Genomic DNA, 25,942 nt, shown 5'->3' on the forward strand with positions numbered 1-25,942 from the left:
ACGAGCAAGTTTAGCTCTTCTAATTGACATTTTCTTTTAGTAATAAGTCTTTTAATTATATTAAAAATACGGATAATGTTCTCTTGTTCTTCGATATGTAATAATTCTAATTTTAGATCAAGTAATATATTTTTATTTAAATGTGGAATTGTTGCACCTGTTGAATGATACCGTAAATACTGCGATTTACTCTCCAAAAAAACTCCCAAATAATCTGATATAATCTCGTCTTTGTATTGCTCATTCTTTTTTAAGACCATAATAGTGCTACCGACAGCTCCCGATAGTCCATAGCCAATTGTTCCTGCGTTAGCACCATCCCAAGCTATCAGAATATCATCTAGAAGTGCTTCAGTCATATTTAAACTTTCAGTAAATTTTAGATTATTGTCATTTCTCAAATCATCTATTTGAATATAACGTTGACTTAGAATCGTTTGTTCATTAAGTATAGTGGCTTTCTTACCTTTTTTGAGAGTTACCACTTCCCCCAACTTCACTTTTTTCATACATGCATCTCCCTACTTGAGTAGTTCTTCTAACTCTGCTAAGCCTGCTTGAATTTCTTTTTCTAGATCATTAATTTTCTTTAAGATGACTTCTGTTGGTTCATACTCAACTTTTTCATACTCGATTTCTTTGTATTTATTGATCGATAAATCATAATCATTATCCTTTATCTCATCGACTGGAACAAAGAAAGACTGGTCTGTTCTCTTACGTTCTGCATCGTTGTCAAGTTGATGGAAACGTTGAATAATATCTGGAATATCATTATCACTGATCGGTTGTCGTTTATCATCCAAACTTAAACCATCTGCCTTCATATCGTAAAACCAGACCTTATCCGTTCCACCATTTCCAGTTTTTGTAAAGATGAGAATGGCAGTTGAAACTCCAGCATAAGGTTTGAAAACACCACTTGGCATTGATATTACAGCATCTAATTTATGATTCTCAACAATTTCCTGACGAATTCCTTTATGGGCTTTAGAAGAACCAAAGAGGACACCGTCAGGTACAATAACTGCTGCACGTCCCCCTGGTTTCAATGTGCGCAAGAAAAGTGCAAGGAAAAGTAATTCTGTTTTTTTGGTTTTTACAGTCGCAAGAAGATCATTTGAAGTTGAATCGTAGTCAAGCGATCCCTTAAATGGAGGATTTGCTAAAACTAGAGTGTACTTATCTGCTTCTTCATTATCTTGAGATAGTGAGTCAAGATAACTAATTTGTGGATTTTCCACTCCATGCAGCATCATATTCATTGCACCAAGTCTAAGCATGGTTGTATCCGTATCATTTCCATGAAACATATTGTTATGAAAATGGTTGATATTATCTGGATTGGTTTCCCATTCATCTTTTTTACGCTTTAAGTAACGGCTAGCAGATACTAAGAAACCCGCAGACCCCATAGCAGGATCTGAGATAATATCCTTGATAGTTGGTTGCATCAACTCAACCATCATATCGATGATGTGACGAGGTGTACGGAATTGTCCATTTTTACCTGCGGTTGACAATTTTGATAGCAGATATTCATAGATGTCGCCAATATCATTAATCCCCTGTGTGTCACTATCAAAGTCTATACCTGAGTCTCTGGTTGGAAATTCATCTAATATAGAAATAACCTTTTGGAGAGTAGCAGGTTTATTTATTTGAAAGATAGCTTCACGCATATAACGTGAAAAAGCTGTATCGTCAGTATCTCCCTTAAGATTCTTAATAAATGGGAAAATCTCCTGAGTCATTAATCGATAAACTTCCTGAGCATCTCCTATATTTTTAAAGGTCGACCAACGGTATTCAGGTTTGTCTTTTGGAAAAATTCCCTCATAAGAAATCCCTAGAAACTCAGCATCGCTTTCGCGTCCAAGTTCGACACTATCCAAATCCTTCATAAACAGAAGATAAGTCAATTGTTCAATATTTGTTAGAGGATTTGCATTTCCTTCTGTCCACAGCATTTCCCACAGCTGATCAATTTTATTTTTTAATTCGCCTGTAATCATATTAGTCTCTTTTCTTTGGTTTTTAAAGTTATGAATATCACTATTTTAACAGATTTTCAATCAAGCTTCAATTATGTTTCTCTCTATAAAAATTTCTTTCAAAAATAAAAAAGCAAACGCAAAATATGGTTCACTTTTTTAACTCTTCTATTCTCCATCCTTCCAGTTCCGAGCAATCTCTTCATCTTTCTGGAGTTGATCTACCAGTTCCTCTACGGAGTCAAATTTGACCATATCACGGACACGGTCTAGCCAGTAAACCATGACTGTCTCACCATAAATATCATCTGAAAAATCAAAAATATTGACTTCAAACCGCGGCTCTTCTCCATCGAAAGTAACATTTTTCCCAACACTTGCCATGCCACGATATCTCTGACGTTGTACTTCTACATCGACTACATAAACACCGTCAGCTGGCATATAAGTCCGATCTCTTAGGACCAAATTGGCTGTTGGATAACCGATAGTACGCCCACGAGCATTTCCGTGAACGACCATGCCACGGGTTGGGAGAGGTGTGCCTAGTAGCTGGTTGACTTCCTTGACATCTCCATCAAGAATAGCTTGGCGAATCCGTGTGGAACTGATCTTGCCCTTTTCGTCCTCGACCGGAGGAACAATGATAATCTCTCCATCAAAATAGTCCTTCAGGTCATCCGCAGTTTTCTTATCTGAGCCAAAGGTATAGTCAAATCCTGCTACAATAATCGCTGGTTTTAAAGCTCGAACATAGGTATCAAAGAACTCTTGACCCGTTAAACTAGCAAATTTGCTACTAAAGTCAAGTAAGAAAAGAGCCTCTACCCCATGCCATTTCATCTTGTGCTCCCGTTCCTCGTGATTGACGATATGGAGCATAAGCTCAGGTTGGTAAGGTTGCAAGGCAAGTTTTGGCGACTCTGTAAAGGTCATCACGACAACTGGTAGATAATCCTTCATAGAAGCCTTACTGGCCACTTCAAAAAGTTTCTGATGTCCCTTGTGGATGCCATCAAAATAACCTAGTACAAGGACTGTATTACCTGGTACTGCAATATCTTTTTCGTTCTTAATAGGTACTGTTGTAATCATGAAACTATTATATCATAGAGAATGTCTTTTCGCTAAGAGGAAATCCCAAATGTCGTTTTTTGCGCCTAAACTGACTTTATGAAAAAATTTGGTACTTTAGTTTTAAAAAATAGCACCTCCTAAGAGATGCTATCGTTTGGTAACTAGTCTACTGTTTCTTCCAAATCTTTTAATTTAACCGAAACAATCTTAGAAACACCTGATTCTTGCATGGTAACTCCATAGATAGAGTCCGCTGCTGCCATCGTCCCCTTACGGTGGGTTACGACGATAAACTGGCTATCCTTGTCAAAGCGGTTGAGGTAATCCCCAAAACGTTTAACATTGGCTTCGTCTAGCGCCGCCTCTACCTCGTCCAAGATGACAAAAGGAATGGTCTTAACTCGAATGATAGAGAACAACAAGGCCAGAGCCGATAGGGCTTTTTCCCCACCACTCATGAGGTTGAGAGACTGGATTTTCTTACCTGGAGGTTGGACAGAAATCTCCACACCAGCTGTTAAAAGGTCACCCTCAGTTAATATCAAGTCTGCCTGACCTCCGCCAAACATCTGTCTAAAGGTCACTTTAAAGGACTCACGAATCGCCTCAAAGGTTGATTTAAAGCGTTCCTTAACCTCATCATTCATCTCTGTGATGGTCTCAAGGAGCAGGTTTTTCGCAGATAAAATATCATCTCGTTGGCTATTGAGGAAATTCAAACGATTGTGGACTTCTTCGTACTGTTCAATAGCATCTAAATTGACTGGACCGAGTGAGCGAATAGCCTTCTCTAAATCCTTAACCTTTTGCTCTGCCAGAGTTAGATTTTCCAGTTCATGAGCCTTTTCTAGAGCTTCAGTGTAGCTGATCTGGTACTGGTCTGTTAATTGAGCTTGTAGATAGCGCAAGCGTTCGCTGACCTTTTCTTTCCTAGCTTCAGCACGTGTTTGTTTGCGAATCCACTCTTCATTTTGCTGACGAGCTTGATCCAAATGGATGGCAATATCATCCAGCTGGCCTTCGATATCATCCAACTCAAACTGCTTGCGAATCAAACCTTGTTGGAGGTTTGTTTTCTGAGTTTTGGCATCTTCCACCTGCTGACTTAGCAGATCCGTATCAACCTTCTCAAGATTATCAACCTTTTCTTGGAGGAGACGCTGGATTTCTTCTTGTTCAAGATTGAGGTTATCCAATTCCTTATCTAAGCGTTCAATATCAGTAACTTCGTACCGCTTTTGTCCTTGCAGTTCTGACTTAAGCAAGCGCGCTTGAGAAATCTGTTCCTGCAAGTTTTGATAGCGTTCTTGAATAGCGTTTTTGTTAGACTTAATCTCTTCAATCTCAGCTTCCAGATTTTGCTTTTCACTGGCGATAGTAGCAAGGCGCTCTTGGCATTTTTCCTTATCCGCTTGCCAATCTCCTTCAGTAAGGCGATTTAATTCCTCTTCTTGAAGTTTCCAAAGCGTTTCCAGTTCTTCGACCTGCTGATTGGTTTGTTGATAAGCGAGGTACAAACCTTGCTCCTGAATACGAGCTTGCTCACCCTGAGATTTGATAGCTTCTAATCTTTCTGCCAATACCGCCATCTCATCTTGCAAGGTCTTCAAAGTCGCTTCTTCTGACCGCAAGTCAGATTCTTCTTCAGCAATTTCTTTTTGTAATTGCTCTAGTTCTGGCTTGATGAAGATACTGTTATTTTGACGATTGGCACCCCCCGCGTAGGAACCACCTGTACGCAACTCTGTCCCATCCAATGTCACCATACGAACCTGATAACGAACTTGGCGAGCTGCAGCACGCGCATGTTCTACAGTATCAAAGATAGCCGTCGTAGCAAGCAAGTTTTTGAAAATGGCTTCTAGTCTCTTATCAAACGACACCAACTCGTCTGCCATACCCAGAAATCCTGGACTTGCTGCGATAGCATCTTGATTCTGACTAGAAATCGTACGAGCTTTGATAGTCGTCAATGGAAGAAAGGTCGCACGACCAGCTCTATTACGTTTGAGGAAATCAATCGCCTTGGTTGCTGCGTTTTCATCTTCTACGATGATATGCTGACTGCTGGCTCCAAGCGCAATTTCTAGGGCAGTTTGATAATGTACATCAAAGGTCAAATGTTCACTGACTGCACCAACGATCCCACCAAGGCGGTCTTTTTCTTGGAGAACACTCTTAACACCCGCATAAAAATTACTATGATTTCTTAGGATATTTTCCAAACTCTGGGCTCGAGCCTGCTTGTTTTTGAGACTGTCTAGACGGTCAAAGAGTTGGCTCTGCTGGGCTTGGAAAGAAACTTTCTGCTCCTCTTGCTCCTTGGCACTAGCTTGGTAGTCAGCCAATAATTTCTGAACCTGCACCTTGGCAGTTTCAAGTTTAGCCTGTTGTTGACTGGCCTTATCTTTAGCTGTAGCCAGTTGTTCTTTCAATTTCTCAAGTTGATCTGCTTGTTTTTGAGATAACTGACGGCTGTTCTCTAGTTCATTCTCGATGCGGGTCAACTGGTTTGAGACATCCGCTTCTTCTTGTAAAAGCGCCACAAAACGTTCACGCAGGAGCTCGATCATTTGGTCAGGATCATCTGAAAAAGCCAGCAATTCCGCTTCTAGGCGATTGAGTTCCTTGTTATTTTCAACTAGACTTTCCTCTAACTGTTCCAGATTCTCTTCTTTTTCAGCCTTTTCCTTACTTAGAGCCTTTCTCTTATCTTCCAGAGTCGCCAAACGGGCTTGCGCTTCTTGTTGATTAAGGGCAACTTGCTCGGATTCCAGTTTGGATAGGGCTAGTTTTCGCTCTAAGTCACTGATCAAACTAGTCAAATCCATCAAGCTTCCTTGATCCTTGGCCATTTGAGCTTGGAGATCTTGACGTTTCTTTTTAAGACTTTGATTTTCTTCTTCTAGCTCTTGACGCTTTTGATAATAACTAGTCAAAAGTTCCTGAGCTTGCGTTAGCTCTTCTTCTGTTAACTCTAGTTCAGTCTTGTTTTCCTTGATTTGGGCAACCAGTACATCCAAGTAAACCGCCTTGCGTTGACCATCCAAGTCTAGAAACTTTCGAGCATTCTCGGCTTGTTTTGCTAAGGGCTTGATTTGATTGTCCAACTCGTAGATAATGTCTTCTAAGCGATCGAGATTGTCTTGAGTTTGTTGCAGTTTGCTTTCTGTTTCTTTTCGACGAGTCTTGTATTTTAAAACTCCAGCAGCTTCTTCAAAAATAGCTCGGCGTTCCTCTGGCTTAGAATTAAAAATCTCCTCAACCTTCCCTTGGGAAATGATGGAGAAGGAATCCCGTCCCAAACCAGTATCCAAGAAGAGGTCGTGGATATCACGCAAGCGCACTTTCTTTCCGTCAATTCGATACTCGCTATCTCCACTACGGTAAATATGACGCTCTACCTTAATGACTTGCCCCGCATCCTTGATAAAACCATCTTCATTGTCCAAGGTCACGACAACAGATGCATAATTGAGTGGTTTACGACTTTCAGTTCCAGCAAAGATAACATCGGGCATCTTGCCACCACGAAGGCTCTTGACACTAGACTCCCCTAAGGCCCATCGCAGACTTTCTGTGATATTTGACTTCCCAGAACCATTGGGCCCAACGACAGCTGTCACACCTTGGTCAAAGACGACCTTGGTCTTGTCAGCAAAGGACTTGAATCCCTGAATCTCAATCTCCTTTAAATACATGAATCCAGCCCTTTCTCAACTGCATTTTTGGCGGCCTCTTGTTCTGCCAATTTTTTAGAACGGCCTTGACCTTTTCCGATACTCTTGCCCTCAACTAGAACTTCTACATCAAAAACCTTATCATGGGCAGGCCCCGTCTCAGAGGTCACCTGGTAACGAATATCTACATCTCCATTGACCTGGAGCAGCTCTTGCAAGTGTGTCTTGTAATCCTTAATCATTTCAAAGTCACCTGCTTCAACCTTGGGAATCATGACCTGATAGATGAACTCTTTTACTCTAGAAACATCCTTGTCCAAAAGCAATGCTCCCAGAAAGGCTTCAAAGGCATCGCCAAGAATGGTGTCACGATTGCGCCCACCAGACTTTTCTTCTCCTTTTCCTAGCTTGATAAACTGATCAAACTGGCAATCACGCGCAAAACCAGCCAAACTCTCCTCACGGACAATCATAGCACGGAGTTTAGACAAATCTCCCTCTGGTTTCTTAGGATATTTTTTATACAGATATTCTGAAATCAATAATTGCAGAACAGCGTCTCCTAAAAATTCCAAGCGCTCATTGTGTGAAATTTTTAAGAGGCGGTGCTCATTGGCATAACTCGTATGAGTAAAGGCCGTTTCCAGTAAGTTTTTGTCTGCAAATTCGATTGCAAAACGCTTCTTTAGTACAGTTTGTAATTCTTTCATACCAACCTCTTTCTAACTGATAACAGTCTCTTTTATTATATCAAAAAAAGCCCCCTGAGTCACTTTAAAACGGGACTAGAGGGGATTTGAGCATTTTTTAGAACAAACTTTTCATTTTTAGGGGCAAACTTGGGGCGAGATAAAGAAAAAAGCCTTATTTAAGGCTTTCATAGGCTTTTTACATCCACCCTGAGGGAATCGAACCCCCATCTCAAGAACCGGAATCTTACGTGATATCCATTACACTAAGGGTGGAAACTTGTCTTATTATAACAGAAATTTGCTCTAATAACAAGTTTTTTATGGCTAGACTAAGCGTCCATTAGTGGGAAGCATCCCCGTTCCAGATAGAATTTTTCACGATAACATAATCAACGTGTTTGAGGTCAGCAACCTTGCGTCCACCTGCATAGGAAATAGCACTTTGCAAGTCCTGTTCCATCTCAGTAAGGGTGTCTTGCAAATGCCCTTTAGCAGGCAGTAAGATGCGCTTTCCTTCCACGTTTTTATAAGCTCCTTTTTGGTATTGAGAAGCTGAACCATAGTATTCTTTGAACTGTTCGCCGTCGACTTCAATCGTCTTTCCTGGGCTTTCAATATGACCTGCAAATAGGGAACCAATCATGACCATGCTAGCACCGAAACGGATAGACTTAGCAATATCACCATGAGTACGAATCCCACCATCAGCAATAATCGGTTTGCGAGCCGCCTTAGCACACCAGCGAAGTGCTGCCAACTGCCAACCACCTGTACCAAAACCAGTCTTGACCTTGGTGATACAAACCTTACCAGGACCAATTCCAACCTTGGTAGCATCCGCACCAGCATTTTCCAATTCACGTACAGCCTCTGGTGTTCCAACATTCCCAGCAATGACAAAAGTATCTGGCAATTCTTTCTTGATGTGTTGAATCATAGAAATCACGCTATCTGCATGACCATGAGCAATGTCAATAGTAATATACTCAGGAGCATCAGCCTTGAGTTGGCTAACAAAGTCATACTCGTAGTCCTTGACACCGACCGAAATGGAAGCAATGAGCCCTTGATCGTGCATGCGCTTGATAAAAGGAATGCGCCCCGCTTCATCAAAACGGTGCATAATGTAGAAGTATCCGCCTTTAGCCAGTTTCTCTGCAACATTCTCATCCAAAATCGTCTGCATATTTGCTGGTACAACAGGTAGTTTGAAAGTGTGATTTCCAAGTGTGACAGTGGTATCTGCTTCTGCACGGCTTTTAATGACACATTTGTTTGGGATCAACTGAATATCTTCGTAATCAAAAATTGGAAATTCATTTAACATATCGATGTCTCGTTTCTTTTGTAATGACCTACCTATGCTTACGCATCCCTACGTCTTTTCCGACGTTTCCTTGACTTATTATAAACCAAAGTACAGCTTTTGTCAAATAATTTCAATTATGAAACAATAATGTTCGGTTTTTATAATTTAAATATAAAAAGTGAGGAGATTAGTTTCTCCCCACTTCCTTATCAATATTTCTTTTAAAAATTGCTTCGGAGCTTTCCATCATTTCACAAAACTCATTATAAGATGAAGCATTCTGAGGAATTTGGATAGACAATTTCTTCAACAAAGCTCCATAACCTGCTAGCTTTCCTATCTCATTATCAACAACCTTGTCCTTGCTCGGAAAAACAAGACCAGCTTTCTCAGCTTTTAAAATATAAGAATAGGAAATCAGCTGGAATAAGTCCTCACGGTTGATTCCTTTTTCAGTATCTTCAAGTTTTTTATATTTAGCATCTAAAACTATTTTTAACTCTTTATGATAAAAATCTGGATATACTTTTCGTTTCCCAACAGAAAATACTGAAATTCCATCCGTCTTATCCTTATTTCTGGGATGTACAAAACCTTTTGGCAACAAGGTGTAAATATACTCTTCCCAGAGCCAGGAAACATCAAAGAGAATACCATGAATTTTTTGCTCTTGATATCCTAACCCATGCTTCTCTCTATTTAGGATCATCAGGCAAAGCTCCTGTAACTTTCTATACTCTCTGAAATAGGCGTGCCGGATGGGTTTGATTTTATTCATTCTGATAATCTTGGCACGATTAGTTAGTTTATAAGCTGGAGTTACACGCGTAATTTCTGTCATATTTTCACGATTACTATCGAGCAGAACTCCGAAACTTTTCTGATTCTTTATGTACTCAATCGTATGTCGAATCAACTGCATGAGTGGATTATCATAAGTAAACTCTCTAGTTGTATAGGCAGTATTTCCCATAAAAGGAACATTTCTTTTAAGATGATTTCCAACATCTATCACTCCCTTTACATGACTGTCGTTATGAGAAAATCTTTGGTATTCCTTATAAAGACCTTTTCGAATTGCAGCTTGTAGATACTTGGGGAAGAGATACATCAAAAGTTGATAGAGCTTATCTTCACGCGACAAAGCTACATCTAAACTAGTGAGATTGATATGAAGAACCTTTTGCAAAAGATAATGTAAAAAATGGTCGTTACTTTCATCAGAAAAACGAGAGGAAATCGTCAATCTTTCCTGACCACACCCCAGAAAACCAATCACATTTCCAGTCTTAATTTCCTGATTGACAGTTTCAAAAATCTTTTGGTCCTTCTCTAAATCAGGAGTATGAGTCAAATCATTTGGAAAAATAAAGATATTATCCTCTCTAGAAAGGTTATCCAGTGTTCTATCAAGAAGAGCTTGACTTAGTTTGGGATATTCTGCGACAAAATCTTCTTTAGTAATTCTATTCTGATTATCAGTTATCCGCATTATCATCACCAGTATCTTGCTGAACTGTTTGCTCTTTATTTGTCAGATCAAATGCTTTTTTCAATGTTGCCAGAGTTTCAGACTCTTCATAAGAACCCCGCAAGTAGTCTTCTAGGAGGGGTTTAATATAATCAGACCAGAGTATTTCATAGTCAAAGTCTACATCCTTCAATTTAAGGAAATAACTTGGACCGATATGATAATGACTGTTTAATTCCTGAACGTTTTCGATAGCAGCGTTCAAGTTTCTAAGACGAAGTTTTGCTTCTTCTGCATGGATACCCAGTTCTTTATCCAACATAGCAACTTGACTTTCAGCAGTAACTTCAACAAAACGAAAACGACGACGCATAGCAAAATCAAAGGTGTCCACCGAGCGGTCAATATCATTCATTGTTCCGATGATGTAAACATTTTCGGGGATATAAAACTTCTCATCAGTTTCGTGTAGATTGGCATACTGGGTAGAAACACTCCCCTTTTCACCACGATAACCAGGGTCGATAGAGAAAAAGAGTTCACCAAAAATCTTAGAAATCTCACCACGATTGATTTCATCGATGATGAAAACGAATTTCTTGTCTGTGTCAATTTCTGTTGGAGAAATATAATCTTTCAGACCAAATCTTTTCTTTAAAGTTTCTAGGACTTTTTTTCCTTGATTACGATAATAAGGCTGTTTCAGATATTTTTCATCTTTATAGAGTTCATAAACATAAGATTTTGTTAAGCAAGTTCCTTGGGCTTTAGTTTCATAATTGATATTAAAATTATTTCTACTATTTACTGTGAGATAGGAAAATTCTGTCAAATATTCTTTTTCATCTCTGCTATTTACATATTCAAGATAAAGATCCCACGCTTCCTCAAAATTATCTTGGCCTCCAGTTTTCTGAGCTTCTTTAGCCTTCTGGCAAAACTTCTTAAAAATACCATCTTCTAGCTTAAACTCGATAGCTCCATCACCATTTGATACAGGTCTCAACCCCTCTACAAAATCCGTATAATCATAGGAAGGGTGAAACTGTACAAAGCCGATTTGGTCTTCGTTGCCATCCGTTAATTCTTTAGCTATTTCTTTAGCAAGATAAGTTTTTCCTGTACCAGGTGCACCACGGAGAATGAGGTTTTTGGATTGTAATAAGATATTACTCAAGGTATGATGAAAATTATTTTGTTCAGACATTTCTTTCTCTCCTTGCTTATCATCACTGTCTATAATATATTTTGAATACTCAAATAAAATACTACCCAACATTGAAGATTCTAGTTCAGGATATGTTTTAGAAAACAGTTTAAAAATCTCATGATTCTGACGATAGGGTCCTCCTTGATTGCTTTGGGGAATCAACCTATTCCAAAATTCATTTTGACTATTCATATTTACTCCTAAAAAAGAAGGATTCTCAGAATAAATACAAAGTAGTTTTGTCACCACAGCAGAACGACTAATAAATTCATTTGTTGACTTTTTCATATCAAATATAGGATTGTCAAAATCAAGTTTACTACCGATTTGAATAATCTGATACAGATCTCTTTTTAGTTTATTAAAACGTTGCTCCAATTCAGATATAGGAATGATTTTATTAGCTTGATTTTTATAGCTTTGGGTATCCTCATTCCAATAAATACCAAATTTTGAAGAGCCTCCTCCGCCAATACCTAAAAATAAAGATTTGTATTTACCCCTCTCAAGACTATAGCAAAAAGAATTACTTTTAGCACCTTTCCCAATAACATAATCATCAATAGACATGGTTAAAATTCTATCAAGTGGCCACTCTTTAAGAAATTCTTCACGTAATTGTTCATTGTAAATACTATATTTAGATGCATCTTCTCTTAATCTTATTTTATTTTCTTGGTACCAGTCATAAAAATCTTCCAGACTAACTTTTCTTTTCAACATCAATCTTACTCCTTTTATAATAATGTTCGAATAAAAAACTATATATTTTATATATAGAATATCATATCCTATATAAAAAGAAAAGAATTTCTAAAGAAAAAGCCTAGAGTAGAGGGTTTTATTCCCTCATAACACTAGACTTCTTTTTTATCTTAATAATACTCACCTTGACGGTAGTCCCATGAGTTAAAGGTATCTGACAGGTGCATCATGATTTTATCAATGTCAAGCCCTTTGCGGATAACAACTGGCGCTGGTGAGGTTGAACGTGCTCCACCTTGTTCTGGGATGAGTTTTCCATCCTTATCGACCATAGAAACCATCACACCTTGCTCGTAGCGCGTTTCAATCGTTTTGTCTGGTTGGATAGAAGCAACGTAGTCATCTGCTTCGATGACAAGGTCCACTGCTCCTTCGATCCGTTCTCCGATTCCTTCTACCTTACCACGGTTTCCTTTTCCAGATGGGTTGGCTGATGAGGCGTAGACCATCTTGCCTTCTTCCCAAAGTTTAGCAGCCAACTGTTCACCAGCTTTACCAAACTTGATGACAAAACAGCTAGTACCACGAACGTCAGTCATGAGTTCTTCACGGCCATCACCGTATGCTTTGAGTTTTTCAAAAGCTTCTGGTTTCCAAGGAAGGATACAACCAAGGAGAATATCTTCATCCCAATGTTTTTGGTAGAAGGCTTCAATTTCTGGATTGAGTTGTGCTAAAGCGCGAAGCTCATCCATGCTACCACAAAGTACAACACCTGGTTTGTTACGGTTACGCTCTTTAGCTTCAAATTTGCGTTCAAGACCTGCCTTATCGCTAGTCATGATAATGTAACCGACTTTAGTAGGACAAACGATACATCCGCCCTCACCTTTTAAGATTTCATAGCCTTCTTGTGAAAGTGTTCCGTTCCATTGAATGTGTTTTGTCATAGTTCTATATTTCCTTTTCTATTTTTCTTCTAGTCCTGCCAGTAGGCTGGTCGTTGTTTTTCATAGGCAGCAATCAAGTCTTCATACTGCAAAGTAATTCCGATATCATCCAAACCATTTAAGAGCTTGTGTTTCCATTCGCTATCAATTTCAAAAGTGAATTCTCCAACTGGTGAGATGATTTTCTGTTGTTCCAAGTCCACAGTTACCTGGTCAGTTGGTTGTAGCTGGGCTAGTTTCTCTCTAACCTCTCTGGGCTGAACAATGGGCAACATGCCATTATTAAGTTCATTATTGTAATGAATGTCCCCGAAAGATCCTGCAATCACGACCTTAAAACCATAGTCAGCTAGAGCCCAAGCTGCGTGTTCCCTCGAAGACCCCGCACCAAAGTTATCTCCCGAGATGAGAATACTAGCTTTACGATATTCAGGTCGGTTAAAAACAAAATCTGGATCCTCAGTATAGTTATCGTCCAGATAACGCCAAGCATACATGAGGTACTTACCAAAGCCTTTTTTATCAATTAACTTGAGAAACTGCTTGGGTAGGATTTGGTCTGTGTCGATATTATCATTCATGAGAGGAACGGTCGTTCCCGTATAAACTGTAAATTTCTCCATATCCTCTCCTTACTGGGCCTCTGGCATTTGCCGAACATCTACGAAGCGCCCTGCGATAGCTGCCGCAGCTGCCATGGCTGGACTACAGAGATGGGTCTTAGCACCAAAACCTTGTCTGTCTTCAAAGTTGCGGTTGCTGGTTGAAGCGCAGTGGACACCATCAGGAACCTTGTCCGGATTCATCCCCAGGCACATAGAGCAACCTGGGTCTCTCCACTCAAAGCCAGCGTCTAGGAAAACCTTATCTAAGCCCAACTTCTCAGCAGCTCGTTTGACAGGACGAGAGCCTGGAACCACGATAGCCGTTAAGTTGGGAGCTATTTTCTTCCCTTTGACAAATCGCGCAGCCAGCTGTAAGTCACTGAGACGAGCATTAGTACATGAACCAATAAAGATATATCCTAGTTCAATGTCTGCTGGCTTTTGACCTGGTTCCAAGTTCATGTAATGATAAGCTCGTTCATCATTCATATCCTTAATTTCTGGAAAACTACTGTCAAAGTCAACTCCCATAGCAGGATTGGTTCCCCAGGTCACCATAGGAGCCAAGTCTGAGACATCCATCCGGATAACCTTATCATAGACAGCATCATCATCGCTGACAAGCGTCTTCCAGTCAGCAACCGCCTCCTCGAAAGCTTCGGGAACGCATTCCCGTCCCTTGAGATAGTCATAGGTAGTCTGGTCTGGATTCATAATTCCCATCTTCGAACCAAACTCGATGGACATATTGCAGATGGTCATTCTCTCTTCCATGGTCAGTGCATCAATTGCTTCTCCACGATATTCCACCACATAGCCAACACCACAGGCAACGCCGTACTTGGCAATTAAGGCGAGAATGTAATCCTTAGAATAAACTCCTTTTTGAGGAACACCAGTGAATTCTACCAGCATTTTCTTGGGTTTGACCTGCCAGAGGGTCTGGGTAGCAAAGACATGCTCGACCTCACTGGTTCCAATCCCAAAAGCGATAGCTCCGAAAGCTCCGTGAGTAGCTGTATGACTGTCTCCACAGACGATGAATTTTCCTGGTTGCGTCCGTCCTGTTTCTGGACCAACCATGTGAACGATTCCCTGCTTTTCAGACCCGTGGGCCGCATGTTCAATCCCAAACTCCTCAACATTTTCAGCGAGCTTATCAATTTGAGCCTTAGAAATAACATCTCGAATATCGTAGATATTGACCGTTGGTACATTATGATCAAAAGTTCCAAATGTCAAGTCTGGCCGTCTCAATCTGCGACCTGCATCTCGTAATCCTTGAAAAGCTTGGGGACTGGTCACTTCATGAATATAGTGCTGATCCACATACATGAGTTGGGGCTGCCCTTCTTCTCCTGTGATGACATGACGGTCCCATAATTTATCAAAAATCGATTTTCCTGCCATCCATTACCTCCAAATAAAATATAAGGCTACTAGTGTGGTCACCATCCCGAGAAACCAAACTGTTTTAAAGTACCATTTTCTAGTCTTGTGGTGAAAGGTGATTCCTGCCAACCAGGCACCAAAACCACCACAAGTAAGGGCTAAAATGAGTAAGATTTTCTCTGGGACGCGCCAAGCACCTCTTCTTGCCTTGGATTTGTCAATGCCATAAATCAAGAAAATCAGCAAATTGCAAATCAAGAGGGCAAGCGTGATTCCTTCATTTATCTTCATAATCTTTCAATGATGGCTTCTGTCATTTCCTTGGTTGAAGCCTGTCCTCCAATATCTCTTGTTAAAATGCCAGCCGCTAAACTAGCTTCAACAGCACGCTCGATACGCTCTGCATCCTCATGACGTCCAAAGCTATCTCTCAACATCATGGCCACTGATAAAACCATAGAGATAGGATTGGCAATTCCTTGACCTGCAATATCAGGTGCCGAACCATGAATAGGTTCATAAAGACTTGGACCTTTTTCAGAATGACTAGCCGATGGCATGACTCCAAGCGTGCCAGATAGAACGCTTGATTCATCAGATAAGATATCTCCGAAAAGATTCTCTGTCACGATGACATCAAACTTAGCAGGATTGGTAATCATGAGCATGGCAGCTGAGTCCACCAACTGGTGCTCCAAGGTCACATCTGGGAAATCTTGCGCGACTTCCTCAGCTACTCTGCGCCAGAGTTTTGATGTTGCTAGAACATTTTGCTTATCGATACTAGTAACGATTTTTCTGCGACTTCTTGCGATTTCAAATGCCTTGCGAATAATCCGCTCTACTTCCTCATAGCTATAGTCGTTGATATCACGCGCTTTGCGCTCTTCAAGGATATGTTCTCCAAAGTAAATCCCGCCTGTCAACTCACGCACCACGACAAAGTCTACCCCAGCAATTCGTTCCGATTTGAGTGGTGACAAATGCTTGAGACTCTCAAAAATTTTTACAGGCCTAATATTGGCATAGAGATTGAGTTCCTTACGAAGAGCTAGCAAGCCTTGTTCAGGCCGAATCGCCGCCCCATCATACTGGGGACTACCGATAGCCGCAAGGAGAATAGCATCTGCTTCTCTACATGCCTTGAGGGTTTCATCAGGTAAGGGATGCCCCGCAGCATCAATACCCGCACCTCCAAAGGGGCGTCTGTCTATCTCATAGTCAAATCCTGTTTTTGAAGCTAGAGCTTCCAGAACCGCTAAACCAGCTTCCATGATTTCTGGACCGATTCCATCCCCTGCTAGAGCTACTATTTTCTTTGTCATAGCCTTCTCCTTTACACACTAGGCATGTCTCGGTAGGAAACGCTATGCCCCATCTCACCTGCATTCTCTTTTTGAACAAAAGTATTGGCATTGATATAGGCAATAGCGGAAGCCTTCAATACATCGAAATCAAGACCTGCTGCGTTAAAGATGGTTTCGGTATCTCTGTTTTCAACAGTGACCAAAACCCGAGCTTGGGCATCGATTCCATCTGTTACAGCATCAATGGTATAGGACACCAAGCGGACAGATTGGTTAAAGAACTTATCGATAGCGTTAAAGATTGCTTCAACGGAACCTTGCCCTGTCGCATTGAATTCGACTTTTTCACCATCCATATTAGCCAGACTAACGAGCGCTTCAATCTCATTATCTGCATGGGTTTGAAGTTGTAAATCATCAAAGTGGAAGCCTTCTGGATTTTCAACCATGGTTCCAGCTACCAGAGCTCGAATATCTGCATCCGTGATTTCTTGTTTCTTGTCCGCTAGTGCCTTGAACTTAGCGAAGAGTGGTTTGATATCCTCTTCTGTAAAATCTAGGGCTAATTCTCTTAGTTTTTCAACAAAGGCATGGCGACCAGACAATTTACCAAGTGGAAGGCTATTACTCTTAACACCGACCAATTCAGGTGTGATGATTTCATAAGTAAGAGGATTTTTAAGGACTCCATCTTGGTGAATGCCCGATTCATGAGAGAAGGCATTACCACCAACCACAGCCTTGTTTTTAGGAACTGGAATACCCGAGAAGCGAGAAACCATTTCTGACGTATTCATTGTTTCATCCAAAACAATATCACTAGTTGCTTGGAAGAAATCCTCACGAATCTTCAAAGCAACAGCTACTTCTTCAAGAGCAACATTACCTGCGCGTTCACCGATACCATTAATAGTTCCCTGGACACGTCCAGCACCGTGTTTAATTGCTGTCAAAGTATTTGCAGTTGCCATACCGAGATCATCGTGACAGTGGACACCAAAGACAACTTTATGATCTGATTTAATATTTTCAGTCAAGTGATCAAAGATACGTGCAAACTCTTCTGGAGTCGTAAAGCCAACTGTGTCAGGGATATTGATATAAGATGCACCTGCATCGACCGCTGTTTGAACGACTTGTAAGAGGAAATCCAACTCTGTTCTAGTCGCATCTTCAGGAGAGAATTCGACGATTTCAAACTTAGAACGAGCATAAGAAACATGTTCCTTGATAGCTTCTAAAATCTCTTCCTTGCTTTTATTGAGCTTATACTTGCGGTGAATCGGACTGGTAGCGATAAAGACATGAATTTGAGGATACTTGGCATCCTTAAGAGCCTCATAACAAGCATCAATATCAGATCTTACAGAACGAGCTAATCCTGTCACTGCTGTTTTTTTCATGACTTTAGCAATTTCTTGAACGGCTATAAATGAATCTGGACTAGCAGCCGGAAAACCAGCTTCAATTACAGAAATTCCCCATTTCTCCAGCTGTCTTGCAATGGAAACTTTTTCCTTTATTGAGAAGTTAACACCAGGTGTTTGTTCCCCATCACGAAGGCTTGTATCAAAAAATTCAACTTTACGCATAAGATTTCCCCTTTTCCAAATGTGGTTTTAAAAAAACATCTCGCTCAGAAGCCCAAGCGAGATGTTGATTTACTCCCGCTTGGTAAGCCAAACAGGACTAATGCTTTTGCACTAGCCCGAGTACCTCAACAACAAAGCAAATTGATTAAACTTAGCTGTTTTCATGTTTGACTTTCTCCTTCGTTTGATATCTTGTTTAGTATTTTAGCATAGCTAAAAACACTTGTCAAGAAAAAATCCATTATTTTCTGAAAATTTCTTCAGTAAAGAATATTTTGCTAATTGAAAGTATTTGAAAACTCAAGTAACTTTCTTTAATTTTTCACAGTCAAGTTCCAACTTCTTTCGATGAGTTCTATCACTTCTTCATCTTGCAAACTATCATCAAGCGCCAGACTAAGCCAGTAGCGTTTGTTCATATGAAAGGCTGGATAAATGCCTTTTTTTGAAAGCAAGTCAGCTACTTGGTCGTGTTTGAGGTTGACTGCTTCGACTAGTCCTTCTCTGCCCTTTTCCAGCTTATTCCATGGAATTCTCATCACAACAGCATACCACTTTTGATTGCCTTCATGGCGCAATACAGCTGTATCAGGCGATTTTTCCCACAAATACTCCAATTGATTACCATACTTTTCCTGAACTTGAGCCATGATACGCTTAGTCTGAGGGCAGATAAAATCCTGTACATCAAAGCAAGCCTTCCGAATCTGGTAAAGAATCTCCAAACAAGCCTCACGGACACTTCCGACAAAACTCCCACGCATGCTTTCCATATGAACTTGAGGATAGAGATCTCCCGTTTCCTGGTCAAAAACCTGAAAGCTCACATTATCAGGAGTGATGGAGAGTGTCATGAAAAATTCACCCTGCAAAATCTGGCAACTATAGGTCCAGACTTCCCCATTTTCCACAAAACCATAGGCATGGGCTTTTTCTTTATTAAACTGATAGGATTTAAAAATTTCAAACATAAGTGAAAACTGCTACCCAAAGCTAGCAGTTCCTTTCTATTTTTTAAAAGACAACCTTAGTTCCATGCAATTGTGTCACGCCCAACTGTTCGATAAAGGTTTGACGGTTGTCCAAATCAATCCCACCACCTGGCAAGATTTCAATTTTACCTTTAGCATGTTCCAAAATTCTGTGATAATGAGCGAAACGTTTCTCTAGCGAGTCACCAGACACACCAGCACGAGTCAAGATACGAGTGACACCAGCTTGGCTGAGCCAGTCAATGGCTTCCAACTGATCTTCATCACTCAATTCATCAAAGGCCATGTGAAAGACAATTTCCATTCCTTTAGATGCGACAATCAGCTTCTCAAGATTAGCCTTATCCAACTTCTTATCAGCAGTTAATGCTCCAAAGACGACCCCTTGACTACCTGCTTGAGCAGTCAAACGAATGTCTTCTAGCATAATAGCAATTTCTAGGTCATTATAGACAAAGTCGCCACCACGTGGACGAATCATGGTCATGATGGTCGTATCGTAGTTAGCTGCCAGTTCAACAGCTGCCTTGGTTACTCCATAGCTTGGTGTTGTCCCTCCTACTGCTAGATTGTCACAAAGTTCGATTCGACGAGCTCCAGCCTGCATCGCTTTTTCAAGCAAGGTCACATTTTCAGCACAAAATTCGTAAATCATTTGATTCTCCTTGATGTTTTCTTTAAATTTATTATATCATATTATTTTAAATATGCTTTCATTTTTATCAAGGCAAATAACTACTATTTTTATCTATTCTTTGTCAGGAATGACTTTAAAGAGATAGTAGGTGATAAAGACAGTCAAGGCTCCCAGACCGATTTTGACTGGCAAAAGAGGGGCAAAATAAATAGAAATTCCCATCAAGATATAGATAGAAACGATGATTTTTTTCTTGCGTTCTCGCGCGATTGACTTGGTTTCCCGAAAATCAGCTACATAGGTCTGATAAAGCTTTGTATGATAAAGCCAGTCTTCAAAACGCTTAGAAGATTTTGAAAAGCAAGCGATAGCTAACAAAAGAAAGGGAGTTGTTGGTAAAAGTGGTAGGACAACTCCAATAACAGCTAAAGCCAGTGAAATAAAGCCAATACAGAGATAAATGATACGCATGATTTCTCCTAGATAAATTACTCTTCCTCTAGTTTCGCATACAAGGGGGAAATTTGTCAAGCATCAACAAAAAAGAGCCTGAAATTCATTTTCAGGACTCTGCATTTTATTTAATTTTCTCTTCTTCGTAGTCGCCATTACTACATACAACCTGCTTGCCACCACCACGGACCTTTTTCTCCACAAGGAAGTGTCCGCATTTTGGACAATCACGGCCAATTGGTTTATCCCAGGAAGTAAATTCACATTCTGGATAGCGATTGCAACCATAAAAGATACGATTGCGCTTGGTTTTGCGTTCAATGATTTGTCCTTGATGACAGCTTGGACACTCGACACCAATCTCTTTGACAATTGCTTGTGTATGACGACAGTCTGGGAAATTGCTACAAGCATAGAATTTACCAAAACGACCGAGCTTAATCACCATCGGACTGCCACAAACTTCACAGTCAAATCCAGCTGGCTCATCCTTGATCTGGATTTTTTCCATTTCAGCTTCAGCCTTGGCTACTTCTTTAGAGAATGGTTTGTAAAAGGCGTCAATGACCCGTTGCCACTGCTCTTTTCCAACTTCGACATCATCCAGTTTTCCTTCCATTTCAGCTGTGAAGGTCACATTGACGATGTCTGGGAAGTATTCAACGATGAGCTTGTTAACAATTTCTCCCAGTTCTGTCGGTTCAAAACGTTTAGCAGCCAGACGAACGTAGTAACGTTTTTGGATGGTTTCAATGGTCGGAGCGTAGGTTGACGGACGGCCAACTCCATTTTCTTCCAAGGTCTTGATAAGGGTCGCTTCCGAATAGCGGGCTGGCGGTTGGGTGAAATGTTGCTCTGGCTTGCTATTCACCTGCTTGACCACATCTCCTACTACCATATCTGGCAACATTTTGTTCTTGTCAGAGTCATTGTAGATAGCAAGATACCCATCAAACTTAACTTGGCTTCCATTTGCCGCAAACTGAACCCCATTTTGAGAGAGCTTAACAGCCATGGTATCAAAGATAGCGCCTGTCATCTGGCTAGCCACAAAACGGTTCCAGATAAGAGTATAGAGCTTGAGCTGGTCTTTGTCCAAGTACTTAGCGATGCTTTCTGGTGTGTTAAAGACACTAGATGGGCGAATGGCTTCGTGGGCATCTTGAGCACCTGAGGCATTCTTGACCTTGCTACCATGCTTGGAATACTTGCTACCAAAACGGTCGTTAATGTAGCTTGCCGCTTCATTCTGAGCCACAGGACTGATACGAGTCGAGTCTGTACGCATATAGGTAATCAAACCTTGCACACCTGATCCGATATTGATCCCTTCATAGAGCTGTTGAGCCACCATCATGGTCTTTCGAGTACGGAAATTGATTTTGTTAGCAGCATCCATCTGCATGGTTGAAGTTGTATACGGTAGGGGCGCATTGCGTTTGCGTTCTTTCTTATCTACCTGATCTACTGTGAAATCTTTACTAGTCAAATGGGACAAGACTTCTTTGACTTCTTCATTAGTGGTCAATTTCATCTTTTTGCCATTCATACCATAGAAAGAAGCCTGAAATTGTTTGGTTCCCTTCTTAAAGACACCATCAATTGTCCAGTATTCTTCCGGTTGGAAGGCATTGATTTCATTTTCGCGGTCAATAATGAGCTTAAGGGCAACAGACTGCACGCGTCCTGCTGATAAGCCCTTCTTGACCTTTTTCCACAAAATAGGCGAAATCGAATACCCTACCAAGCGGTCTAAGACTCGACGAGCTTGTTGGGCGTCGACCAAGTCCATATCAATCTTGCGTGGTTCTTTAAAGGCATTTTTTACCGCGTCTTTGGTGATTTCATTAAAGACTACACGGTTGGCATCATTCTCGTCCAAGTTGAGAATGTGAGCCAAATGCCAGGAAATTGCTTCTCCTTCACGGTCCGGGTCACTCGCCAGAAAGACTTTATTGGCCTTTTTAGCTTCTTTTTTTAAGTCATTGATGAGAGGACCTTTTCCTCGGATATTGATATACTGTGGTTCATAGTTATTTTCAATGTCGACTGACATACTGGATTTCTTCAAATCACGGATATGCCCGACACTGGCTAAAACCTTATAATTTCTGCCTAGATATTTCTCAATCGTTTTCGCCTTGGCAGGCGACTCCACGATGACTAGATTTTTTTTAACTGTTGATTTTTTCTTCTTTGTTGCCGTAGCCACACTATCACACCTTTTCAAAGTAATAAACTTTATAAAGTGTAAACCATTTTTCTATAGCTGTCAAGACCTAAGTCCTATATATAGAAGAAAAGTTTATCTGTGTGAACAAATTTCTCCTTAAAATTCAAACTCAGCCAACACATCTTGACCACTGCTAATCAGCTTTGCCCCCTCTTGGATCAAGTGGTGACAGCCATCTGAATGGCCATCTAAAATGTTTCCTGGAATGGCAAAAACATCACGCCCTTCCTCCATAGCTCGCTCACAAGTAATAAGACTACCCGAACGCATCCTTGCCTCTGCTACAATCACACCACGGCAAAGGCCAGCAATGATACGATTACGAGCTGGAAAGTGAAATTTCAAGGGTTCCTCACCAGGTCCGTACTCGCTAAGTACCAAATGGTGATTGCCAATGTGTTCCTGCAAACGTTTATTGGCTCGGGGATAAAAAACATCCAATCCTGTTCCAATGACAGCAATCGTTCTTCCTCCATTCTGGAGTGCAGCCATATGGGCAGCCGTATCAATCCCTTTGGCTAAACCACTGACCACGATTAACTCGTTTTCCAAACCTTGAATGACTTTCTGAACCGATTTTGCTCCCTGACTAGAACATGAACGACTCCCTACAACAGCAACCTTTGGAAACTTTAACAAGTCCAGATTTCCTTTATAAAACAAGAGCACTGGAGCATCATAAATCTCACTCAGATCCCAAGGATAACAGTCATCAAGAATAGAAAAGGATGGAAATTTCTGAAACTCCTTCTCCAACTGTGCATCATCTATCTGGAAATAGCGTTCCATAAAGACAGCAGGATTACGACACCCCGATAGTTCCGCAATATCACCTAGCAAGAGCTCCTGATCTACAGTCTCATCGTATTCAAGAACTGTTAAAATTTGTTGATTGCTCAGCCCAGCTTTTCTCAATTTATAAATCTCATAGTTTGTGATCTTCATATACAACTCCATTTCTTTTTCTACTCATCTATCTATTCGTAAAAAAAATAAAAAGAAGACCAAGGATCTTCTTTTTTCATTTATTCAGATTTAGTAGTTGACCAGCTACTTTCAACCATCGGTAAGATTGTTTTTAAAGTTTCCCCATCCCCTTCAAGTGAAACATAGCGGATTTTACCATCATTTGATCGGAAAACCCAGGTAACGAGGTATTTCCCTGATTTAGCAATTGCATTGACAACATAGGCTTCATAGCCTCCAATTGTCGATTTGGAGCCCCAAACCTTACTGAAATCAGAGCTTTGTTCTTTGGAAGTTAAAATACTAGATGAGACAGTCACAACATCTAGTTTAGCATACTCTTCTTCGCTGATATTAAACTGCTCAGCCTTGAAGGTATTCAGCGTAACAATGTTGATATCTGTTCCATCACTATACTGTATATCATTTCCACCTTCTACTTCATGAAATCGAACCCATGATTTGGGTACCTTGACAAAACCATATTCATTCGAACCGATGATTTGCGTCTCTTCCTTTTTCGCTTCAGAAACAGCAGAACTAGTGCTATTCGTTTCCTGACTTCTTGAAGAACTAACAACCGCAGTCGAACTTTCTTCGGTTGCTGTTTGCGATTTATTAGAGCATGAAGCTAGAAAAACACTAGCAGTAACTACAGTACCTAAAATTAATAATTTTTTCATCCTACCACCTTTCCATCTGCATTATAAGAAAAATAGGGACTTCTGTCAAATTCTAACCTGATCTATTCTGTTAGCTTCCGATTTTATCACTCTCATTTAAAGCAAAAACTCTTGAAAAATCTTCAAGAGTTTTTTTATTTCTATTCTTCATCCATGCTCAAGACGCTAAGGAAGGCTTCTTGTGGGACTTCTACTGATCCGATAGCTTTCATGCGTTTCTTACCAGCTTTTTGTTTTTCAAGGAGTTTGCGTTTACGAGAAACGTCACCACCGTAACACTTGGCAAGTACGTTCTTACGAAGGGCCTTGATATCAGTACGAGCCACGATTTTGTGCCCAATAGCTGCTTGAATCGGCACCTCAAATTGTTGACGAGGGATGATTTTCTTGAGCTTATCCACGATGAGTTTCCCACGTTCGTAGGCAAAGTCCTTGTGAACGATAAAGCTGAGGGCATCCACCTTGTCTCCATTGAGAAGAATATCCATTTTGACCAGTTTAGATGGGCGATACTCTGACAATTCGTAGTCAAAGCTTGCATAACCACGTGTCGAAGACTTGAGCTTATCAAAAAAGTCAAAGACGATTTCAGCAAGTGGAATTTGATAGATAACATTGACACGATTATCATCAATATAGTCCATGGTCACAAAATCCCCACGCTTGCGCTGAGCCAGTTCCATCACTGCTCCGACAAACTCCTGCGGTACCATGATTTGCGCCTTGACATACGGTTCTTCAATAGTCGCAATCTTGGTTGGATCTGGAAATTCAGAGGGGTTAGACACATCCATAGATTCACCGTCAGTTTGGTTAACCTTATAGATAACAGATGGAGCTGTCATGATGAGGTCAATGTTGAACTCACGCTCTAAACGCTCTTGGATAACATCCATATGGAGAAGTCCAAGGAATCCACAACGGAAACCAAATCCCAGCGCCTGAGATGTTTCTGGTTCAAACTGCAGGCTGGCATCGTTGAGCTGCAATTTTTCAAGTGCTTCACGAAGGTCATTGTACTTGTTTGATTCGATTGGATAAAGACCCGCAAAGACCATAGGATTCATCTGCTTGTATCCATCTAGCGGTTCTGCTGCTGGATTGCTTGCTAGAGTAACTGTATCACCCACGCGCGTATCTTGAACTGTCTTGATAGAAGCCGCAATATAACCAACGTCACCAGTCGCAAGAAAATCGCGCCCTACTGCTTTCGGCGTGAAAATACCGACCTCCGTCACATCAAAGGTCTTGCCATTGCTCATGAGCTGAATCTTATCGCCAGGTTTGACAACTCCATCCATGACACGCACTTGAAGGATAACCCCACGATAAGCATCGTAAACGGAATCAAAAATCAAAGCTTTTAATGGAGCTGAAACATCACCAGTTGGAGCTGGCACTTTTTCAACGATCTGCTCAAGAATTTCTTCAATACCAATACCAGCTTTGGCTGAAGCTAAGACTGCTTCGCTGGCATCCAGTCCAATGACATCCTCAATCTCTGTACGAACACGCTCTGGATCAGCTGCTGGAAGGTCAATCTTGTTAATGACTGGCAGAATTTCCAAATCATTGTCCAAGGCTAGATAAACGTTAGCAAGAGTTTGAGCTTCAATCCCTTGAGCCGCATCAACCACCAAAATCGCTCCTTCACAGGCTGCTAGTGAACGCGACACTTCATAGGTAAAGTCCACGTGCCCAGGTGTGTCAATCAAGTGGAAAATATAGGTCTCACCATCTTTCGCAGTGTAATTAAGCTCAATGGCATTGAGTTTAATGGTAATCCCACGTTCACGCTCAAGATCCATACTATCCAGAAGTTGGGCTTGCATTTCACGACTAGAAACGGTCTCCGTCTTTTCCAAAATGCGGTCTGCTAGGGTTGATTTCCCATGGTCAATATGGGCGATAATAGAGAAGTTCCGAATCTTCTCCTGTCGTTTCTTCAATTCTTCTAAGTTCATGATGCTCTTCCTTTCAGGGTATCTATTAAT

Annotated in this window: 21 protein-coding genes and 1 tRNA gene; all 22 read right to left on the minus strand. The window is 40.8% G+C overall.

Annotated features, from left to right (window positions below):
• A partial coding sequence (locus O3622_RS04790; RefSeq protein ID WP_371607126.1) for a restriction endonuclease subunit S occupies nt 1–509 on the minus strand: 509 nt, incomplete at its 3' end.
• A gap of 12 nt (nt 510–521) precedes the next feature.
• Nucleotides 522–2,015, minus strand: a complete 1,494-nt coding sequence (locus tag O3622_RS04795; protein WP_371607127.1) for an N-6 DNA methylase — start codon at nt 2,013–2,015, stop codon at nt 522–524.
• Nucleotides 2,016–2,162: 147 nt separating this feature from the next.
• A complete protein-coding gene (locus tag O3622_RS04800) occupies nt 2,163–3,089 on the minus strand; it encodes a bifunctional riboflavin kinase/FAD synthetase (protein ID WP_268699656.1) in 927 nt (308 codons plus the stop codon).
• Nucleotides 3,090–3,232: 143 nt separating this feature from the next.
• On the minus strand, nt 3,233–6,772 hold the full coding sequence (gene smc, locus O3622_RS04805) for a chromosome segregation protein SMC (protein ID WP_371607128.1): 3,540 nt from the start codon (nt 6,770–6,772) through the stop codon (nt 3,233–3,235).
• Nucleotides 6,763–7,461 (minus strand): ribonuclease III, encoded by a 699-nt coding sequence (gene rnc, locus O3622_RS04810; protein WP_268711242.1) that lies wholly within the window; start codon nt 7,459–7,461, stop codon nt 6,763–6,765. The genes smc and rnc overlap by 10 nt, the downstream gene beginning before the upstream one ends.
• A 183-nt stretch (nt 7,462–7,644) precedes the next feature.
• A tRNA-Arg gene (locus O3622_RS04815) sits at nt 7,645–7,716 on the minus strand.
• A gap of 67 nt (nt 7,717–7,783) precedes the next feature.
• A complete protein-coding gene (locus tag O3622_RS04820) occupies nt 7,784–8,770 on the minus strand; it encodes a GMP reductase (protein WP_247940928.1) in 987 nt (328 codons plus the stop codon).
• A gap of 169 nt (nt 8,771–8,939) precedes the next feature.
• Entirely contained in the window at nt 8,940–10,244 is a 1,305-nt protein-coding gene (locus O3622_RS04825) for an McrC family protein (protein ID WP_371607129.1), read from the minus strand.
• Nucleotides 10,231–12,156 (minus strand): McrB family protein, encoded by a 1,926-nt coding sequence (locus O3622_RS04830; RefSeq protein ID WP_371607130.1) that lies wholly within the window; start codon nt 12,154–12,156, stop codon nt 10,231–10,233. The genes O3622_RS04825 and O3622_RS04830 overlap by 14 nt, the downstream gene beginning before the upstream one ends.
• A 152-nt stretch (nt 12,157–12,308) precedes the next feature.
• Complete coding sequence (locus O3622_RS04835) at nt 12,309–13,088, minus strand: L-threonylcarbamoyladenylate synthase (protein WP_070800145.1); 780 nt, start codon at nt 13,086–13,088, stop codon at nt 12,309–12,311.
• A gap of 29 nt (nt 13,089–13,117) precedes the next feature.
• Nucleotides 13,118–13,711, minus strand: a complete 594-nt coding sequence (leuD, locus tag O3622_RS04840; protein WP_000410642.1) for a 3-isopropylmalate dehydratase small subunit — start codon at nt 13,709–13,711, stop codon at nt 13,118–13,120.
• 9 nt (nt 13,712–13,720) lie between these two features.
• A complete protein-coding gene (leuC, locus tag O3622_RS04845) occupies nt 13,721–15,103 on the minus strand; it encodes a 3-isopropylmalate dehydratase large subunit (protein WP_217970814.1) in 1,383 nt (460 codons plus the stop codon).
• Nucleotides 15,104–15,106: 3 nt separating this feature from the next.
• The gene (locus tag O3622_RS04850; RefSeq protein WP_217970815.1) at nt 15,107–15,376 is read right to left on the minus strand and encodes a DUF1294 domain-containing protein; all 270 of its coding nucleotides are present in this window, start codon (nt 15,374–15,376) and stop codon (nt 15,107–15,109) included.
• On the minus strand, nt 15,373–16,410 hold the full coding sequence (gene leuB / locus O3622_RS04855; RefSeq protein ID WP_125453470.1) for a 3-isopropylmalate dehydrogenase: 1,038 nt from the start codon (nt 16,408–16,410) through the stop codon (nt 15,373–15,375). Before leuB ends, O3622_RS04850 begins: the two co-directional genes overlap by 4 nt.
• A gap of 11 nt (nt 16,411–16,421) precedes the next feature.
• A complete protein-coding gene (locus tag O3622_RS04860) occupies nt 16,422–17,984 on the minus strand; it encodes a 2-isopropylmalate synthase (RefSeq protein WP_084921815.1) in 1,563 nt (520 codons plus the stop codon).
• 314 nt (nt 17,985–18,298) lie between these two features.
• A complete protein-coding gene (locus O3622_RS04865) occupies nt 18,299–18,955 on the minus strand; it encodes an MmcQ/YjbR family DNA-binding protein (RefSeq protein ID WP_167265520.1) in 657 nt (218 codons plus the stop codon).
• A 43-nt stretch (nt 18,956–18,998) separates the two neighbouring features.
• On the minus strand, nt 18,999–19,631 hold the full coding sequence (locus O3622_RS04870; protein ID WP_167265518.1) for a copper homeostasis protein CutC: 633 nt from the start codon (nt 19,629–19,631) through the stop codon (nt 18,999–19,001).
• A 93-nt stretch (nt 19,632–19,724) separates the two neighbouring features.
• Nucleotides 19,725–20,084 carry a YbaN family protein gene (locus O3622_RS04875; protein ID WP_001220351.1) on the minus strand — a complete coding sequence of 120 codons (360 nt, stop codon included), beginning with the start codon at nt 20,082–20,084 and terminating at the stop codon, nt 19,725–19,727.
• Nucleotides 20,085–20,190: 106 nt separating this feature from the next.
• Nucleotides 20,191–22,278, minus strand: coding sequence for a type I DNA topoisomerase (topA, locus tag O3622_RS04880; protein WP_371607131.1), 2,088 nt, complete (start codon nt 22,276–22,278; stop codon nt 20,191–20,193).
• A gap of 117 nt (nt 22,279–22,395) precedes the next feature.
• Nucleotides 22,396–23,244 (minus strand): DNA-processing protein DprA, encoded by an 849-nt coding sequence (gene dprA / locus O3622_RS04885; RefSeq protein ID WP_049478164.1) that lies wholly within the window; start codon nt 23,242–23,244, stop codon nt 22,396–22,398.
• 80 nt (nt 23,245–23,324) lie between these two features.
• Nucleotides 23,325–23,948 carry a hypothetical protein gene (locus O3622_RS04890; protein ID WP_371607132.1) on the minus strand — a complete coding sequence of 208 codons (624 nt, stop codon included), beginning with the start codon at nt 23,946–23,948 and terminating at the stop codon, nt 23,325–23,327.
• Between the two features lie 140 nt (nt 23,949–24,088).
• On the minus strand, nt 24,089–25,912 hold the full coding sequence (gene lepA, locus O3622_RS04895; RefSeq protein WP_049505907.1) for a translation elongation factor 4: 1,824 nt from the start codon (nt 25,910–25,912) through the stop codon (nt 24,089–24,091).
• Nucleotides 25,913–25,942 lie beyond the last annotated feature (30 nt).

It is taken from the genome of Streptococcus sp. 27098_8_51, from assembly GCF_041432205.1.
GTDB lineage: Bacteria > Bacillota > Bacilli > Lactobacillales > Streptococcaceae > Streptococcus.

What these genes read in the sequence shown, in the direction of transcription:
- O3622_RS04795 (WP_371607127.1), bottom strand. Translation starts at nt 2,015, where the DNA reads ATGATTACAGGCGAATTAAAAAATAAAATTGATCAGCTGTGGGAAATG.
- O3622_RS04800 (WP_268699656.1), bottom strand. Translation starts at nt 3,089, where the DNA reads ATGATTACAACAGTACCTATTAAGAACGAAAAAGATATTGCAGTACCA.
- smc (WP_371607128.1), bottom strand. Translation starts at nt 6,772, where the DNA reads ATGTATTTAAAGGAGATTGAGATTCAGGGATTCAAGTCCTTTGCTGAC.
- rnc (WP_268711242.1), bottom strand. Translation starts at nt 7,461, where the DNA reads ATGAAAGAATTACAAACTGTACTAAAGAAGCGTTTTGCAATCGAATTT.
- O3622_RS04820 (WP_247940928.1), bottom strand. Translation starts at nt 8,770, where the DNA reads ATGTTAAATGAATTTCCAATTTTTGATTACGAAGATATTCAGTTGATC.
- O3622_RS04825 (WP_371607129.1), bottom strand. Translation starts at nt 10,244, where the DNA reads ATGCGGATAACTGATAATCAGAATAGAATTACTAAAGAAGATTTTGTC.
- O3622_RS04830 (WP_371607130.1), bottom strand. Translation starts at nt 12,156, where the DNA reads ATGTTGAAAAGAAAAGTTAGTCTGGAAGATTTTTATGACTGGTACCAA.
- O3622_RS04835 (WP_070800145.1), bottom strand. Translation starts at nt 13,088, where the DNA reads ATGACAAAACACATTCAATGGAACGGAACACTTTCACAAGAAGGCTAT.
- leuD (WP_000410642.1), bottom strand. Translation starts at nt 13,711, where the DNA reads ATGGAGAAATTTACAGTTTATACGGGAACGACCGTTCCTCTCATGAAT.
- leuC (WP_217970814.1), bottom strand. Translation starts at nt 15,103, where the DNA reads ATGGCAGGAAAATCGATTTTTGATAAATTATGGGACCGTCATGTCATC.
- O3622_RS04850 (WP_217970815.1), bottom strand. Translation starts at nt 15,376, where the DNA reads ATGAAGATAAATGAAGGAATCACGCTTGCCCTCTTGATTTGCAATTTG.
- leuB (WP_125453470.1), bottom strand. Translation starts at nt 16,410, where the DNA reads ATGACAAAGAAAATAGTAGCTCTAGCAGGGGATGGAATCGGTCCAGAA.
- O3622_RS04860 (WP_084921815.1), bottom strand. Translation starts at nt 17,984, where the DNA reads ATGCGTAAAGTTGAATTTTTTGATACAAGCCTTCGTGATGGGGAACAA.
- O3622_RS04865 (WP_167265520.1), bottom strand. Translation starts at nt 18,955, where the DNA reads ATGTTTGAAATTTTTAAATCCTATCAGTTTAATAAAGAAAAAGCCCAT.
- O3622_RS04870 (WP_167265518.1), bottom strand. Translation starts at nt 19,631, where the DNA reads ATGATTTACGAATTTTGTGCTGAAAATGTGACCTTGCTTGAAAAAGCG.
- O3622_RS04875 (WP_001220351.1), bottom strand. Translation starts at nt 20,084, where the DNA reads ATGCGTATCATTTATCTCTGTATTGGCTTTATTTCACTGGCTTTAGCT.
- dprA (WP_049478164.1), bottom strand. Translation starts at nt 23,244, where the DNA reads ATGAAGATCACAAACTATGAGATTTATAAATTGAGAAAAGCTGGGCTG.
- O3622_RS04890 (WP_371607132.1), bottom strand. Translation starts at nt 23,948, where the DNA reads ATGAAAAAATTATTAATTTTAGGTACTGTAGTTACTGCTAGTGTTTTT.
- lepA (WP_049505907.1), bottom strand. Translation starts at nt 25,912, where the DNA reads ATGAACTTAGAAGAATTGAAGAAACGACAGGAGAAGATTCGGAACTTC.